Source organism: Parabacteroides caeci (assembly GCF_023656795.1).
GTDB lineage: Bacteria > Bacteroidota > Bacteroidia > Bacteroidales > Tannerellaceae > Parabacteroides > Parabacteroides segnis.
On the sequence record NZ_JAMOKT010000010.1, the window covers coordinates 68484 to 83820 of the forward strand.

Annotated in this window: 8 protein-coding genes; all 8 read left to right on the forward strand. The window is 38.8% G+C overall.

Features of this window, described 5'->3' with window-relative positions:
- Position 1 precedes the first annotated feature (1 nt).
- The 8 genes from NBH15_RS07140 to NBH15_RS07175 all read left to right on the forward strand — a co-directional run bounded on the left by NBH15_RS07140 (position 2) and on the right by NBH15_RS07175 (position 15308).
- Positions 2–3151, forward strand: coding sequence for a SusC/RagA family TonB-linked outer membrane protein (locus NBH15_RS07140; protein WP_250822299.1), 3150 nt, complete (start codon positions 2–4; stop codon positions 3149–3151).
- Positions 3152–3164: 13 nt separating this feature from the next.
- Entirely contained in the window at positions 3165–4985 is a 1821-nt protein-coding gene (locus NBH15_RS07145) for a RagB/SusD family nutrient uptake outer membrane protein (RefSeq protein WP_250822300.1), read from the forward strand.
- A gap of 26 nt (positions 4986–5011) precedes the next feature.
- Complete coding sequence (locus NBH15_RS07150; RefSeq protein ID WP_250822301.1) at positions 5012–5983, forward strand: DUF1735 domain-containing protein; 972 nt, start codon at positions 5012–5014, stop codon at positions 5981–5983.
- An 80-nt stretch (positions 5984–6063) separates the two neighbouring features.
- Positions 6064–8454 carry a glycoside hydrolase family 88 protein gene (locus NBH15_RS07155; protein ID WP_250822302.1) on the forward strand — a complete coding sequence of 797 codons (2391 nt, stop codon included), beginning with the start codon at positions 6064–6066 and terminating at the stop codon, positions 8452–8454.
- Between the two features lie 175 nt (positions 8455–8629).
- Positions 8630–9181, forward strand: coding sequence for an RNA polymerase sigma-70 factor (locus NBH15_RS07160; RefSeq protein WP_007657398.1), 552 nt, complete (start codon positions 8630–8632; stop codon positions 9179–9181).
- Between the two features lie 77 nt (positions 9182–9258).
- Positions 9259–10242 carry a FecR family protein gene (locus NBH15_RS07165; protein ID WP_250822303.1) on the forward strand — a complete coding sequence of 328 codons (984 nt, stop codon included), beginning with the start codon at positions 9259–9261 and terminating at the stop codon, positions 10240–10242.
- 144 nt (positions 10243–10386) lie between these two features.
- On the forward strand, positions 10387–13722 hold the full coding sequence (locus NBH15_RS07170; RefSeq protein ID WP_250822304.1) for a TonB-dependent receptor: 3336 nt from the start codon (positions 10387–10389) through the stop codon (positions 13720–13722).
- Positions 13723–13739: 17 nt separating this feature from the next.
- Positions 13740–15308, forward strand: coding sequence for a RagB/SusD family nutrient uptake outer membrane protein (locus NBH15_RS07175; RefSeq protein WP_046145170.1), 1569 nt, complete (start codon positions 13740–13742; stop codon positions 15306–15308).
- The last annotated feature ends 29 nt before the right edge of the window (positions 15309–15337 follow it).

Here is a 15337-nt window from a genome sequence, read left to right on the forward strand (position 1 = left end):
TATGAATCTATATAAACGACTATATGTCATAACAAAATGCGTAGGTTTGATTTTACTTTTTCTGACCGGCTATGGTAATCTGTCTGCACAGGAAAAAGAAAAATCGAAAGTGTTAGAACTCACCATACGAGTTGTGGATGAGGCTGATGAGACTGTTTCTGATGCAGAAATAGTGGTTGGTGAAGGTTTTACCCATGGGGTAACAGACCAAAACGGTGAATATAAACTGAAAGCGAAACCAACCGATTTTATCACTGTTTCTAAACCGGGATTTGAAAAAGTAGTTACTTCAATGCCTCTGTTGAATAACGACCCTTCGGTTGTATTGAAACACTCCTTACTCTATCGTTCGGAAGATGATCGTATTCAGTTGCCGTACACCTATAACTTTAAAAGGAATACGACGGGCGATTATATTGTTATTACAGGCAAGGAATTGGAAAAATATCCTTCCAATGATCTCCGTAATGCGTTGGTTGGGCTGATTCCCGGCTTAATGATAACGGAAGGGGAAGGATCGACCGGTACGAGTGCGGAAGAAACACGCGGCCAGTTCGGGGTAAAGACGAAAGTTTCTGCTAATATGCGTGGTTTCAGTCCGATTTATGTCATAGACGATATGCAGATCGATATTACGGAAATGCAGTTGGATCCTTCAGAAATAGAAACGGTTACATTTGTTAAAGATGTGGTTGGTAAAGCAATGTACGGACCGCGGGCGGCAAATGGAATTATTTTTATCAAGACTAAAAAAGGACAGGCTAATGACCGGATATTGAATGTGAATGTAGAAGGCGGGGTCAGCACGGTAGATCGTTTCCCGAAATGGGCGACAGCCGGAGAATATGCCCGCTTGAATAATCAGGCACGTATCAACGATGGTTTGTCTCCTTTATATGATGACGCGGCACTTGCCAGTTATGATAGAAATGATCCGTATGATAAAATATATCCGGCTGTTAACTATCAGGATATGATGTTTAATGATCTGAAATCTTATCAGCGGGCTAATGTGTCTTCTTCGGGTGGCAATAACTTTATTAAGTATTATGCTTATCTGGGATATTCGGGTGAAGGTGATAATTTCAAGATTGGAAATAATGCGGATTATAACCGGTTGAATGCCCGGGCTAATCTGGATATGAATGTGAATGATTTTATTAATGTGGAATTCGGATTTTTCGGAGGACTGACAATTCGCCGCTCTCCCAACTATGGATATGATAAAGATTATGGGAAGGATAATAGTGATGATGCGGAACTGGATATTTTTGAATTTAATTCGGCTATAGAAGATGCGACGACAATTGCTCCCAATGCATTTCCTGTATATGCGGCTTTTGATGAAGAATCGGGTTTGCCTTGGTATGGAGTAAGTTCCACTTTTAAAAGAAATCCGATTGGTCATTTGGTAGATAATGGTTACTATAACGAAACGGGGCGTTTGGGCGTTGCCAATGTAGCTTTGAACTATGATATGAATCATTTGGTTAAGGGTCTGAAATCCAGAACGTATGTCGGGTTTAATGCTTATAACCTGACCCGTATCGGAAAGGCGGAACAATTTGCAGCTTATATTGCCACCCCGAATGCTGATAAAACAGATGTAACTTTGGAAAAAGTGTGGGATTTGACGGAAATGTCCGGACAGGCAAAATTGCATGATTATTATTTCCAACAGTTTTCCGGCTATCAGACATTTTCTTATGATCGACTATTTAATGATGTACATGGAATCAACACTGCATTGACTTATCATATTTCCAAATTGACGCGTAACCAGGTAGAGAATCCTTTATGCCAACAAAATGTGAATTGGACGGGTAGTTATACCTATGATAATAAGTATACGTTGCAAGCGGCTGTGACTTTTGCCGGAACACAGAGCCTGATTAGTTCATATCAATATCAGTTCTTCCCTTCTGTCGGTGCCAGCTGGATCATCTCGGATGAACAGTTTATGAAAAACTTGAAATTTATTGATTTTCTTAAATTGAGGGCAGAATATGGAGAACTCGGCTATCAGGCGTTGACTCCGACGCTTTTCATGTATGAAGATAAATGGGGGGTAGACAATAAAGGTACTGCATTTGGACCTCATACGAATAATCAGTGGTTTGGAAGTAATACGGATAACAATATTTACCGTTCGACCTATAACAAACTGGGTAATCCTGATTTGAATTGGGAAACACGTAAAGAGTTTAGTGTCGGTTTGGATGCTCTTATGTTGGATCGTAAATTGTCTGTCAGTGTTAGTTATTATAATACTCTTCGTACTAATGAATGGGTGAAACCGACTAACCGGTATCCGTTGGCTATCGGTTTGCTGGCAACACCTTATGTGAATTTTAATAAAACGCGTTATTACGGAGTGGAACTCTCTGCAAAATATACAGATAAAATAGGTGATTTCCGGTATTCAATCGGTGCGATGGCTACTTTACCGAGAACTGAGCGCATCCAATTCGATCAACCTGATTATCGTAATGAATACCAAAGTCGTATCGGAAAACCGACAGATGCTTATTTTGGATTGGTTCATCAGGGACGGTTTAGTTCGGATGAAGAAGCAAATAAAATACCTCAACTGTTCGATGAAAAATTGAAAGCTGGAGATTTTAAATATGCAGATTTGAATAATGACGGAGTTGTGGATGGTAATGATATGAAACAGATAGGGAATACATCTCCTCGTTTGTTTTATGCATTGAATATTAATCTGGCTTATAAAAATATCGAGTTAACGATTATCGGAGACGGCCGTTCTGGTTTTGATATTCCCTTGACCAGCAAATATTTCCATAACGGTTGGGGTGATAATAATTATTCAAAATATTTAGTGGAGAATGTGGGTACTGATAAGTTACCTCGGCAGACATATTATAAAGTGGAAAACAATTATCAGGCATCTACATTTTGGTTGAAAAAAGGTGATTATTTTAAAATCCAGAATATTGAAATTGCTTATAATCTACCTTTGGCAGCCTCCGCTTTCATGGGTATCCGTAAGGCTCGTTTCTTTGTTCGCGGTGCTAATCTGGCAACAATTTCCGGAATAAAAGATATTGATCCTGAATCTGCAACCTCGGGGATAGATCGTTATCCGCTGAATAGAACGTTTACGGGCGGAGTCAAATTAACCTTCTAAAATTAAGAGTAAGATGAAAAATATAGTAAAAACAAGTCTTTTTGCAGTAGTAGTTATGATGAGCACATCCTGTGCGGATTTTCTGGATCCTTATCCTTACGGCAGATTATCGGAAGAGGATTTTTGGGAGCGCCAGGATGCTGTACAAGGATTAGTCGGACAGTGCTATGACTATATGCAGCGTAATTATAACCATAATAATGGCTTTTTTCTGGATGGGGCGACCGATGATGCGGTAGTAACGAGCTCTACACATGCGATGGCAAAGTTGGCTACCGGAGCTTTAACTCCGTCAAAGGATCCTTTTGAGGCTTATTGGATAGAGGATTATAAAGGAATCGCTTTAGTCAACAAATTTTTGAAAGATCAACATGGGTTTAATACTCGTTTTATGGTAGATGCCCATTTTAACGATCTGGTACGTTATCGTTTACAGGGAGAAGCTTTTGCGTTGCGTGCCTGGTTCCAGTGGGATTTACTTCGGCGTTATGGTGGTATCGGTATAAAGAGTGGCGAGTTGCTGGGGTTCCCTATTATTACCGAACCGGTAAATGTTTTTGAGGACGATATGAACCTTGCACGAGATACGTATGCCGCGTGCGTAAAACAAATAGAGAGTGATTGCGATTCCGCATACGCTTATTTGCCGATCGCGCATCGCGATTTTTTAGTGGAAAATGCGGGCGATCTGGTTTATGCCGGTTCTCGTTATTGGGGCCGTTTAGACGGTATCACAATGACTGCCCTCAAATCGCAAATGTATCTTACATATGCCAGTCCGCTGTTTAATCCGGAGAATGATATGACACGTTGGGAGAAGGCAGCTATATATGCCAAACAGGTGATCGACTTTAAACTAAATGTGGATAATGTAAAAAACGGATTTAATCCGGTAAATAGAGTTGATTGGACTGATCCGAATTTTCCGGGTATAGTTTATGGTTCTCGCTATGATAATAATAATGATGCAATGGAACGTGCTTTGTATCCGGCTGGTTTCCAGGGGAATGGTGCGCTAGGGGGTACTCAGGACCTGGTGGATGCTTTTCCAATGAAGAACGGTTATCCGAAAGATCATCCGGAAGGAGCAAAACTATATGACCCGAAAAATCCGTATGCTAATCGCGACCCTCGTTTTTACAGTGTGATTTTTTATAATAATTCGAAAGCCAACAGAGATAATAATGAGACAAAGCCTATGTATACTTTTGAATGTTGGGAAAATCAAGATGCATTGGGAAAAGATGCCGCAGGAAATAAAGCGACCAGCCGTACGAACTATCATATAAAGAAATATATTTATATGGGACTAAACTGGAGTGATGCGACCGTAAAGAAGATGCCGCATTCCCGTTTCTATATTCGTTGGGCCCATATGGTTCTGAACTTCGCAGAAGCAGCTAATGAAATTGGAGGACCTAATCATACGATTGACGGATTGTCGGCAAAGGAGGCCATGAAATATTTGCGTACCAGAAAAACTTATGATGGGAAAGAGCTTTATACGGACGATGATCCTTATCTGGACGAGGTCGCTACAATGGGAAAAGATCAGTTCAGAAAGTTTATACAGAATGAACGGCGTCTGGAAACTTGTTTCGAGGGTATGCGTTTTTATGATCTTAGGAGATGGTCGAAAGATGGCAGCATTGAAATGTTGAATCAACCTGTCTATAAAGCAAAAATTTTGAAGAATGCGGAGAATACTTTTGATTATGATAAGGATGTTGTAGAAAATAGAATTTATACATCACCTTATCTTCCGTTACCCTATGATGATATCTTGAGAATGGATAAATTGGAACAGAATAAAGGCTGGGATAACTGGCAGTAAAATGAATTTAATAAAAACATAGAAGCATGAAAAAGATAGGAGTTTTTATATTATTGGCTGCGGCTTTGACTTCTTGCTATGACGAATATGTGAAAGATTATGATTATGATGGGGTTTATTTTCCTTATCAGGAGAATGTCAGGACTTTTGTCGTTGGCGAGGGGTTGAAGATCGATGTAGGGACTGTATTGGCCGGGGTTTTGAAAAATAATAAGGACCGTGTTGTTCGTTATCAGATAAAGAATGATCTGGTGACACCGGATGCTTTGGCACGGATGAAAAGCGGACAGAATTATATAAAGAATTCTGTCGCGGGTGTAAATGAACTGTTGCCTATGCCAGCAGATTATTATTCATTAAGTAATTCGGAAGAGATGGTGATTCGTAAGGGGTCACATGGCGGAACAGTTACTGTCTATGCGGATTCTGCTAAATTTCTTTCTGATCCGAAGACATTGAAAGCAGCTTATGCATTACCTTTTTATATAGAGTCGGCTGATGCGGATTCTATCATAGAGCCCATGCGGTATGCTGTGATCGGATTGAAATATGAAAATATGCTTTTCGGTAATTATTGGCATGGAGGAGTTCGGGTTGTAAAGGATGCGGCTGGTAATACGCTGAATACGGTTGCTTACTATACCCAGATACCACAGCCGGAATCTAAAGTCTGGACTTTATCTACAGTCGCTCCTTTCGAACTGGAGACAAACGGTCTGGCAGATGATGCGGATAAAGGTTCTATGAAGTTGACTTTAAATTCGGACGGGACTATTACGGTGGGAAAATCTTCTTCCTCTGACATAAATGTATTGCCGGACGGAGAATCCCGTTTTAATCAGGCCAAACTACTTCAGGATAGAAAAATATTCCTTAAGTATAAATACGATAATGGAGATGGTACTATCTCTTATGTAACGGATACATTAACATTCAGAAACCGTGTAAGAGATGGAGTGAATGAATGGCAGGATGAAAATCCGGGAAACTATGAGTGAGTTTTTTATTTGTGTTTTTTAAAAGAACAGTGTCTTTAAGCAAAGACACTGTTTTATAATATCTAATATCAAAAAACTATATGATTACAAGAAATGTACGAAAAGTTTGTAATACGGCTTTTCTGGCGTGTTGTTTATTAGCAGGAGGAGTGAATGCCCAACAATATAAATGGGACACGCCTCCTTATGCTGAAGATTATGCCTTTATCACAAATGATGGTGCCTGGTGTTGGTTTTCTGATCCCCGTGCGATTTATGTCAATGATAAGATGATTGGCGGATTTGTAGATAAAGAGGGAAGTATCTGGGCTTTTAGTTATGATCCTGCAACTCAGGAAAGACGGCAGTATAAACTGAAAGATAAGTTTGATTACGATGACCATGCGAATCCATCGGTTATGGCACTTCCTGACAATCGAATTGCCATTTTTTTCTCTGCTCATGGCGGAACCAAGAATTCTCCCATTTATTATGCGATATCGAAAAATCCGGCCGATATATCATCATGGAATGAATTACAGCAAGTCGATCCTGATATGCCCGGAAAATTAGGTGTTTGTTATTCCAATCCGGTAATGCTTTCTTCAGAAAATAACCGGACGTATCTCTTCTTTAGAGGACGTAATTTTAAACCGACTTTTATAGCGACAGATGATTTTAAAACCTGGAGTGATCCGGTAACGATTGTAGTCAATGATACGATTTTTGGAGAGAGTGGCCGTCCTTATATGAAAGTTACGACTAATCATAAAGATAAAATTTTCTTTGCTTTTACAGATGCCCATCCTCGTGATAGAGCAACGAATTCGATTTATTTTATGATGTATGAAAAAGGGAAACTGACTAAAGCAAACGGAGAAATTATATCGGATAGCTTTGATAAGCCAGTGATGCCAAGTCAGACCGATAAAGTCTACGATGCAACAAAAACATTCGATAAGGCCTGGATTTGGGATGTGGCTTTCGATCAGGAAGAAAAACCTGTTCTGGTCTATGCCCGTTTTTCTCATGCCAGAAGTACTCATTCTTATTGGTATGCCCGCTGGAACGGGAATGAATGGGAAAATCATAAAATAACGGATGCCGCGCAGTGTTTTATGCGTAATGATTATAATAATAAAAACTATATGGAAACCGAAGAAAATTATTCGGGAGGAGTTTATCTGGATCATCAGAATCCTTCGGTTGTTTATACCTCGCGGCCTATTAATAATGTATTTGAAATAGAGAAATGGACATTTGTTGGAGGAAAGGATAAATGGAAGACAGAGGCGGTAACCCGGGATTCGGAACGTGACAATATTCGTCCTTTTGTTGTTCGTAATTATTCTGGTGATCAACCGAATGTCTTATGGGCTTATAATTATAAATATCCTGGCTTTAAGTCTTATGAAAGTGCTATCCGTGTGAATCAAAAGGCGAAAGGATTTGATAGCAGCCTGAATAAAGAAGCGATTAAAACAGTTGCCGCTAAGGTTGCGGATTGGCAGCTTCGTGATTATAAAACAGCGCCGTTTAGTAGTGGTGTCGCCCGTGGCTGGAGGAATGGAGTTTTATATAACGGAATGTTCGACTGGGCAGAATTGAGCGGTGATAATAAATATTTTAAGTATTTGGAGAATATCTTCAATAAAGAATATTGGCAGGTAGGTAACCGTATGTATAATGCGGATGATATTTGTGTGGCTCAGGCTTATTTGGATATGTATGTAAAGTACAAGAAGGACAATATGTTAATTCCAACATTGGCACGTGCGGAATGGGTACTCGAACACCAACCAAAAGGAAATATCGATATATCGAAAGGAAAAAGTGACCGTTGGTGGTGGTGTGACGCTTTATATATGGCTCCGGCAGTTTATTCCCGTCTGTATGCGATTACCGGCAATAGGGCGTTTATGAAATTTGCCGATAAGGAATTCAAAGCGACTTACGAACATTTATATGATAAAGAAGAGAAGTTATTTTTCCGTGATGGGAATTATCTGGATAAACGTGAGGCAAACGGAAAGAAGGTTTTCTGGGGGCGTGGTAATGGTTGGGTTATGGGTGGCCTGGCTGAAATATTGAAAACCTTACCGGCAGGGGATAAAAAATATCGTCCGTATTATCTACAACTATTCCGTGAAATGAGTGACCGGGTAGCTGAGTTGCAGTGTGAAGATGGTTTTTGGCGGACAAGTATGCTGGATATGGAAACATATCCGGATCCTGAAACGAGTAGTACGGGGTTGTTTGTTTATGCATTGGCTTACGGTATAAATCAGGGATATCTGCCTAAAGATAAATTTTTACCGGTAGTAACGAAAGGTTGGAAAGCGCTTGTCGCTTCAGTAGATACGGAAGGAAAAGTCTGTTGGGTACAACCGGTAGGGCAGGCTCCGAAGAGAATTGAAAAAAGAATGACACAGGTGTATGGGACCGGAGGTTTTCTGATGGCAGCTTGTGAAATGTATAAATTGACAGAATGATAGCTACTTGTTTAGAAGTAGCTGTTACATAATTAGTAGTATGATTGTAAACCTCGAAAGTTTTTATTTACTTTCGAGGTTTATTTGGTTTATAAATAATGACTTTTGCATATTCGATGTTTTTATTTACTTTTGTTTATAGTAAGGAGTTTGTTTTGAGATATCGGATATATTGATGGATTTCGAGAATTTTTACATAACATGGTATTCGCGTGTCAAATATTTTGCACGCGACTATGTCCTTTCTGATGAGGAGGCTGAAAATATCGCACAGGATGTTTTTCTGGAGTTCTATCAAAAGAGAGAGGAACTGGGTTTCCACATAAATCTGGTTGCCTATTTATTTACCTCTGTGAAAAATAAATGTATCGATTATTTACGGCGGAGGTTGATGGAACAGGAAGCTGCTGTTAAAATGCAGGAGGAGTTCGATCTGTCTTTCCGTATGAAATTTGATTCATTGGAGGCTTTTAATATAGAAGGCCTTTCTGAAGACAATATAAAAGACATCATAGAGAAAGCACTTGATACGTTACCCGAACGGTGCCGGGAAATTTTTGTAATGAGTAAAATAGAAGGGAAAAAGCAGAAAGAAATAGCAGAAGAATTGAATGTCTCTGTGAAAACCATTGAAAGCCAAATGACTATAGCTTATAAGAAGTTGAGGGAGGAACTGAAAAACCACTTACCGCTACTCTTGTTCCTTTTATCTTCCTGGGAAAATTGAGATAAACAGAAAAAAAATTGATTTTATTTAGGGGGATTATTTTTCCTGTTCGTTTACTATATAAAGAATCGTACACGATGGATGAAAGAATAATAAAATATTGTCAGGGAAATTTATCAAAAGAAGAACAGGATCAGCTTCTGAAAGAAGCCTACAAAGACCCTGTGCTGAAATCCCGGATAATAGATTATCAACATTTACATAGCTTGCTCGAATTGACTCCCGAACGGATGGACAAGGAGCAGGGCCGGATAAATTATGCCTGTTTCAGAAAGCTGGTTAATGTTCAAAAACGAAAAGTAATGCTGATCTCTTTCAGCCGGTATGCTGCGATCATTGTAATTGCTTTTGTTTCTGCATGGATGCTGGCCTCTTACTATTTTTCGGGGAATCTGGCAGAACAGAAAGAATTGATCGCTTTTCAGCAGGAACTGCTTGTCCCTGCCGGACAGCGTGCGGAACTGACGTTGCCTGACGGAACGAAAGTGTGGCTGAATGCCGGTTCGAAATTATCTTATCCTTCTTTTTTTGAAAAGGAACGAAAGGTTTTTTTATCGGGGGAAGGCTTTTTCAATGTGGCTAAAAACGAAAAAGTACCTTTTATTGTTTCTACCGGAACGATCGATGTAAAGGCTTTGGGTACTCAGTTCAATGTGTTCTGTTATCCGGGGAGTGATTATACCGGTGTTTATCTTCAGCAAGGGTCTGTGAAAGCTTATTTCTCGTCTTTAGAGTCGGAAGGAGTTGTACTTTCTCCGGAACAGTATCTGGTTCAGAAAGGGAAACGGCTGGAACTGTCGACGAAGGATCCGGATGAATTGTTGTGGCGCCAAGGTATTTATACATTTAAAAGGCAAAAGTTAGGAAGCATCATAAAGAAACTCGAGTTATATTATGATGTAAAAATAATTGTGAAAGACCCGGAAATATTAAATTATGAATATGTCGGAAAGTTCCGTCAAAGGGATGGCGTGCTGGAAATACTCCGGTTGATCCAGCGGATACATAAATTTAATATTAAAAAAGATGACGAGTTGAATCAGATCGTTCTGAGTAAGTAAAAAAAAGTATTAACCTTTAAATGTAATATGTATGAGTCCATGACAAATTAAAAAAATCGGCAGATATTGGCGTATCTACCGATTTAGCGAAAAGCAAACCCATTCGTGATCAAAAAAATAGTATTTACTTAACAAAACAAAGATATGAAAATAAATCCTTTGTTAATACATTTCTTATGTCTAAAAAATATCCAAAAGGCATTCAGAATTATGAAAATATCCTTTTTTATTCTTTTTGTTTGTGCTTGTCAATTGTTCGCAGTGAATACAGAAGCGCAAAATGCTGTTATCGAATTGAACTCAAACAAAATTTCGATAGAAGAGCTTTTTAAAGAAATTGAAAAACAGACTGATTATCTGGTAATCTATAGTACAAGCGGTCTTCGTTCAAACTTTGAATTATCATTAACGAAAAAGAAAGCAAAAGTATCCGAATATTTGGAGGAAGCTTTAGCCGGACATAACTTGAAATATGAGTTTGTGAATAATTACATAATCTTGTCGAGTTTGGAAATAAAGAAATCCCAACAGGATAAAAAACAATTGCAAGGAACAGTTTATGACCAGAATGGAGAACCTGTCATTGGAGCGAATGTAATAGAAAAAGGTACTCACAATGGAACAGTCACAGATATTGATGGTAAATTCTCTCTTACCATAGGAAAAAATAGTTCTTTGGAAATTACCTTTATCGGTTATTTGGCACAATCTGTAACTCCTAAAGATAATACAATCAATATTTATCTGAAGGAAGATTTACAAACTCTTGATGAGGTAGTTGTAGTTGGTTATGGTGTACAGAAAAAGGTAAATGTAATTGGGGCTGTAGCTGCAGTTAATTCTGAATCGATCGGAAACAGACCTGTGACTAATATATCCAATGCTATTCAAGGTTTGTTGCCAGGAGTGTCGGTAACTTCTGATACAGGACAACCAGGGCGTGATAACCCCACATTGCGTGTTCGTGGAACTGGAACATTAAATAATTCGAATCCTATGTATGTTGTGGATGGAATGCCTGTAAGCGGTATCAGTGACATTGATCCGAATGATATTGAAAGTCTATCTGTCCTGAAAGATGCTTCATCTGCTGCTATTTACGGATCACGTGCTGCTAATGGTGTAATTCTTATTACCACCAAAAAAGGAACGGAAAGAGCTCCCCGTTTAAAATATGACGGATATGTTGGATGGCAGAATGCAATTAGTTTACCGGAATATCTGTCTTCTGCGGAATATGCAGAGTTGTATAATAAAGCTTTGATTTATGAAGGTAAAGCTCCGAGATATACAACGGAAGAGATCGCTCTGTTCAAAAATGGATCTGATCCGGATAATTATCCGGATACGGATTGGCATGATTTGTTTTATAAGACAGGGTTTATGCAAAATCATAGAGCAGAAATAAGCGGAGGAAATGGTGGAACGTCCTATATGTTTTCGGTAGGTTATTTAGGACAGGATGGTATCGTTAAGAATTCTGAATATGATCGTTATACAGTAAGAGGTAATGTGAATTCGAAAATAAGCAATGTGATTACAGCCGGTGTAAATTTGTCTTTTATGTATGGGGATATGAAAGAACCTATTTCTGCAAAAACAGGGTCGACAGGCTCTTTATTCACTATGATAAATACAATAGCTCCCTTTGTCCCTTATAAATATTCAAATGGCTATTATGGTTATAATTCCGATGGTAATCCGATATCCAATTTGGATATTAATAATATAAATAACGAAAAATGGTACTCGAGTCGTGCTGTAGGAAATATTACTTATGAACCGATTAAAGGATTAAAACTTCAGGAAAATGTTGGATTTGAATACAAAGCGAATGTAGCGGAATGTTTTAAAAAAGATCAGCAGTTCTATAATTGGAAAACAGGTTCTCCTAGTATGTATATTGGTCCTAATAGTCAAACGGATGAACGTAATAATCAATTACGTGTCAATTTGCAAACATTAATTAATTATAATAAGACTTTTGGGTCTCATGATATAGGTATTATGGGAGGATTCGAACAGGAGTACACTCGTTATGACTGGACAAAAGGATATCGGATCAATTTCCTGAATAATGACTTATGGGAATTGAATGCCGGTTCTCCGGATGGACAACAAGCTTCTGGTTCTGCCTATGAAATAGCTCTCCGTTCTTTCTTTGGTCGTTTAAGCTATATTTACGATAACAGATATTTATTGGAGCTCAATATCAGAAGGGACGGAACTTCCCGCATTGCTCAAAGTACACGATGGGGTAATTTCCCTTCTTTCTCTGCAGCTTGGAGAATTATTAATGAATCGTTTATGGAAGGAACCCGAGGTATTTTGTCTGATTTGAAACTTCGTGGAGGCTGGGGTAGATTAGGAAACCAGGCGATATCCAATTATCCTTATCAATCGGTTCTTGCACAGAAGAACTATGCTTTGGGTGGTTCTGTTTATCAGGGGGTTGCTCCTGTAGATGGAGCAAATAAGAACATCAAATGGGAGACAACGGAAACGATCAATTTGGGATTGGATGTTGCTTTCTTATCCAATCAGTTTGTTTTGTCAGTTGATGCTTATAAGAAAAAGACATATGATATATTAATGAAATTACCGGTTAGTCCGCTTTACGGATTATCAGCTCCTTATCAAAATGCAGGAGAGGTTCATAATACAGGGGTTGAACTTCAATTAGGATACAAATATGCACATAAAGATTGGACTGTGGATGTTACAGCGAACACTGCTTATAATAAAAATGAAATCGTTGATTTAAAAAATAACGGTGCACGCATTTGGAACGGATATAAATTCCTGCAGGAAGGGTATTCTATTGATTCCTATGGTGGATTTATTGTAGACGGTATTTTCCAAAATGAGGAAGAAGTCAAGAATAATGCTGTGATAAATAGAGCAAATGCCGGTCCGGGTGATTTTAAGTATAGAGATGTAAAAGAGGATGGCGTTATAGATGCAGAAGACCGTGTTTATCTAGGATGTAGTACTCCTAAATGGATATTTGGTTTAAATTTGTCTGCTACATGGAAAAATCTGGATGCATCGGTATTCTTCCAAGGTGCTGCCGATGTAAAAGGATTTCTTCATTCATGGGCAGTCGGTGAATTAATGGGAGATAAATCAAAGCCCTCTTCTCTGTATCGAGATGCATGGGATGCAGAGACCAATCCTGACGGAAAATTTCCAAGACCGTTGTCTTCCTGGTCGCAGAACAGTAGTGTATATTATAATTCGTCATTTTGGATGAGAAATGCTTCTTATTTGCGATTGAAAAATCTCCAGATTGGGTATACAATACCAAAAGAATGGTTGAATATCCTTAATATAGAAAAAGTACGGTTTTATTATAGTGGTCAAAATATGCTTACCATTACAAAATATCCAAAAGGATTTGATCCGGAAAGAACATATACTGACGGCGGTTCCAATCCTCTGTTAAGAGCGCATACGTTTGGTGTAAATATTGTTTTCTAATTTAATAAGATGAAAAAATGAGAAATATAATTTATTCGATAATGGGTGCGCTGTTTTTATCAGCGTGCAGCAGTGATTTTTTGGAAAGAAATCCATTGGATCAGCCTTCAAACGAAGGATTTTGGAATACGGAAAAAGATGCTGTAGCTGCGGCTATGGGATGCTACGACGGGTGGTTTTCAATGACAGAAGTGATATCTTTAGATTGTGCTTCCGATAATGCACATGATCCGTTCCCTTGGGAAGGATGGTCGGTTCAGGCTTCTGGGTATGCAACTCCTTCTGATCCGGGAACAGATTATTTTGGATATAGCAAAATGGTCCGTTACAATAATTTTCTGGAAAATATTCATCGTCCAGAAATGGATGATGCATTGAGAGCCAGACTGACTGCGGAAGTCCGATTTTTGCGTGCATGGGATTACTTTTGGAAAGTTCTGTTTTATGGTGATGTTCCTTTAGTAAAAGAAGTTTTACCTATAACAGATGCGAATAAACCGCGTAATCCGAAAGAAGAAGTTATTCAGTTTATTTTGGACGAACTTACCGAGATAACACCTCAACTGGAAATTAAATATACAGGAAATGATGTGGGGCGTGTTACTCGTGGAGCTGCATTGACATTGAAAGCGAGGATGTTGTTGTACAATAATCAATATGCAGATTGCCTGAAAGCATGTGAAGAAATTATGAAACTGGGATATTCCTTGTTTCCTAATTACAGAGGCTTGTTTCGAATTTCGAACAAGAATAATCAGGAGATAATCATGGATGTTCAGTATGTTGAAAATTTATATTCTAATGGGACATTGGGAATATTGCCTCCTGCCAGTTGCGGGGGGTGGTGCTCTATCAATCCGACACAAAGTTTGGTGGATATATATGAATGTATAGACGGAAAAACAATAGAAGAATCTCCTCTTTATGATCCTGACCAACCTTATCAGAATCGTGATCCTCGACTTAGTGCCAGTATTTTATGTCCGGGTGACCTGTACGAGGGAAAATACTATGATCCGATAGATCAGAACGATCCCAATGGGGATTATTATGCTCCTTACGGACGTTCAAAAACAGGTTATCTGGTTCGTAAATATGTGGATGATTTGAGTGATTATGCAGATATGTGGAATACGGCAATGAATGCTATTGTAATGCGTTATGCGGAAGTCTTATTAATGTATGCAGAATGTAAAGTAGAGTTAGGGGAAATTGATGCTTCTGTTTATGATGTACTTAATGAACTTCGCAGTCGTGCCGGTATGTGTGAAGTAGATAAAACTGTTTATATAACTCAAGCCAAAATGAGAGAACTCGTGAGACGTGAACGTCGGGTAGAATTGGCTTTGGAAGGATTACGCTGGTTTGATGTTTGTCGCTGGAAAATCGGTGAGGAGGTGATGCCTGGGCAGGTTTACGGATGTCGTTTAGGAACAGTGGATCCTGTAACTGGTAAATTGGCTTTAACAAAGGAACGGATCAAGACGGAAGTTCGGATTTTTGATCCAGCCAAGCATTACCTGTGGCCAATTCCGCAAACAACGATTGATGCAGCTTCTGAGATAAAACAAAATCCGGGGTACTGATAAAATATCCGGTATAACTAATCAAGGCA

Excerpts from the sequence above, each read along its gene's own strand:
- NBH15_RS07155 (WP_250822302.1), top strand. The coding sequence starts at position 6,064 with ATGATTACAAGAAATGTACGAAAAGTTTGTAATACGGCTTTTCTGGCG.
- NBH15_RS07140 (WP_250822299.1), top strand. The coding sequence starts at position 2 with ATGAATCTATATAAACGACTATATGTCATAACAAAATGCGTAGGTTTG.
- NBH15_RS07165 (WP_250822303.1), top strand. The coding sequence starts at position 9,259 with ATGGATGAAAGAATAATAAAATATTGTCAGGGAAATTTATCAAAAGAA.
- NBH15_RS07170 (WP_250822304.1), top strand. The coding sequence starts at position 10,387 with ATGAAAATAAATCCTTTGTTAATACATTTCTTATGTCTAAAAAATATC.
- NBH15_RS07175 (WP_046145170.1), top strand. The coding sequence starts at position 13,740 with ATGAGAAATATAATTTATTCGATAATGGGTGCGCTGTTTTTATCAGCG.
- NBH15_RS07150 (WP_250822301.1), top strand. The coding sequence starts at position 5,012 with ATGAAAAAGATAGGAGTTTTTATATTATTGGCTGCGGCTTTGACTTCT.
- NBH15_RS07160 (WP_007657398.1), top strand. The coding sequence starts at position 8,630 with ATGGATTTCGAGAATTTTTACATAACATGGTATTCGCGTGTCAAATAT.
- NBH15_RS07145 (WP_250822300.1), top strand. The coding sequence starts at position 3,165 with ATGAAAAATATAGTAAAAACAAGTCTTTTTGCAGTAGTAGTTATGATG.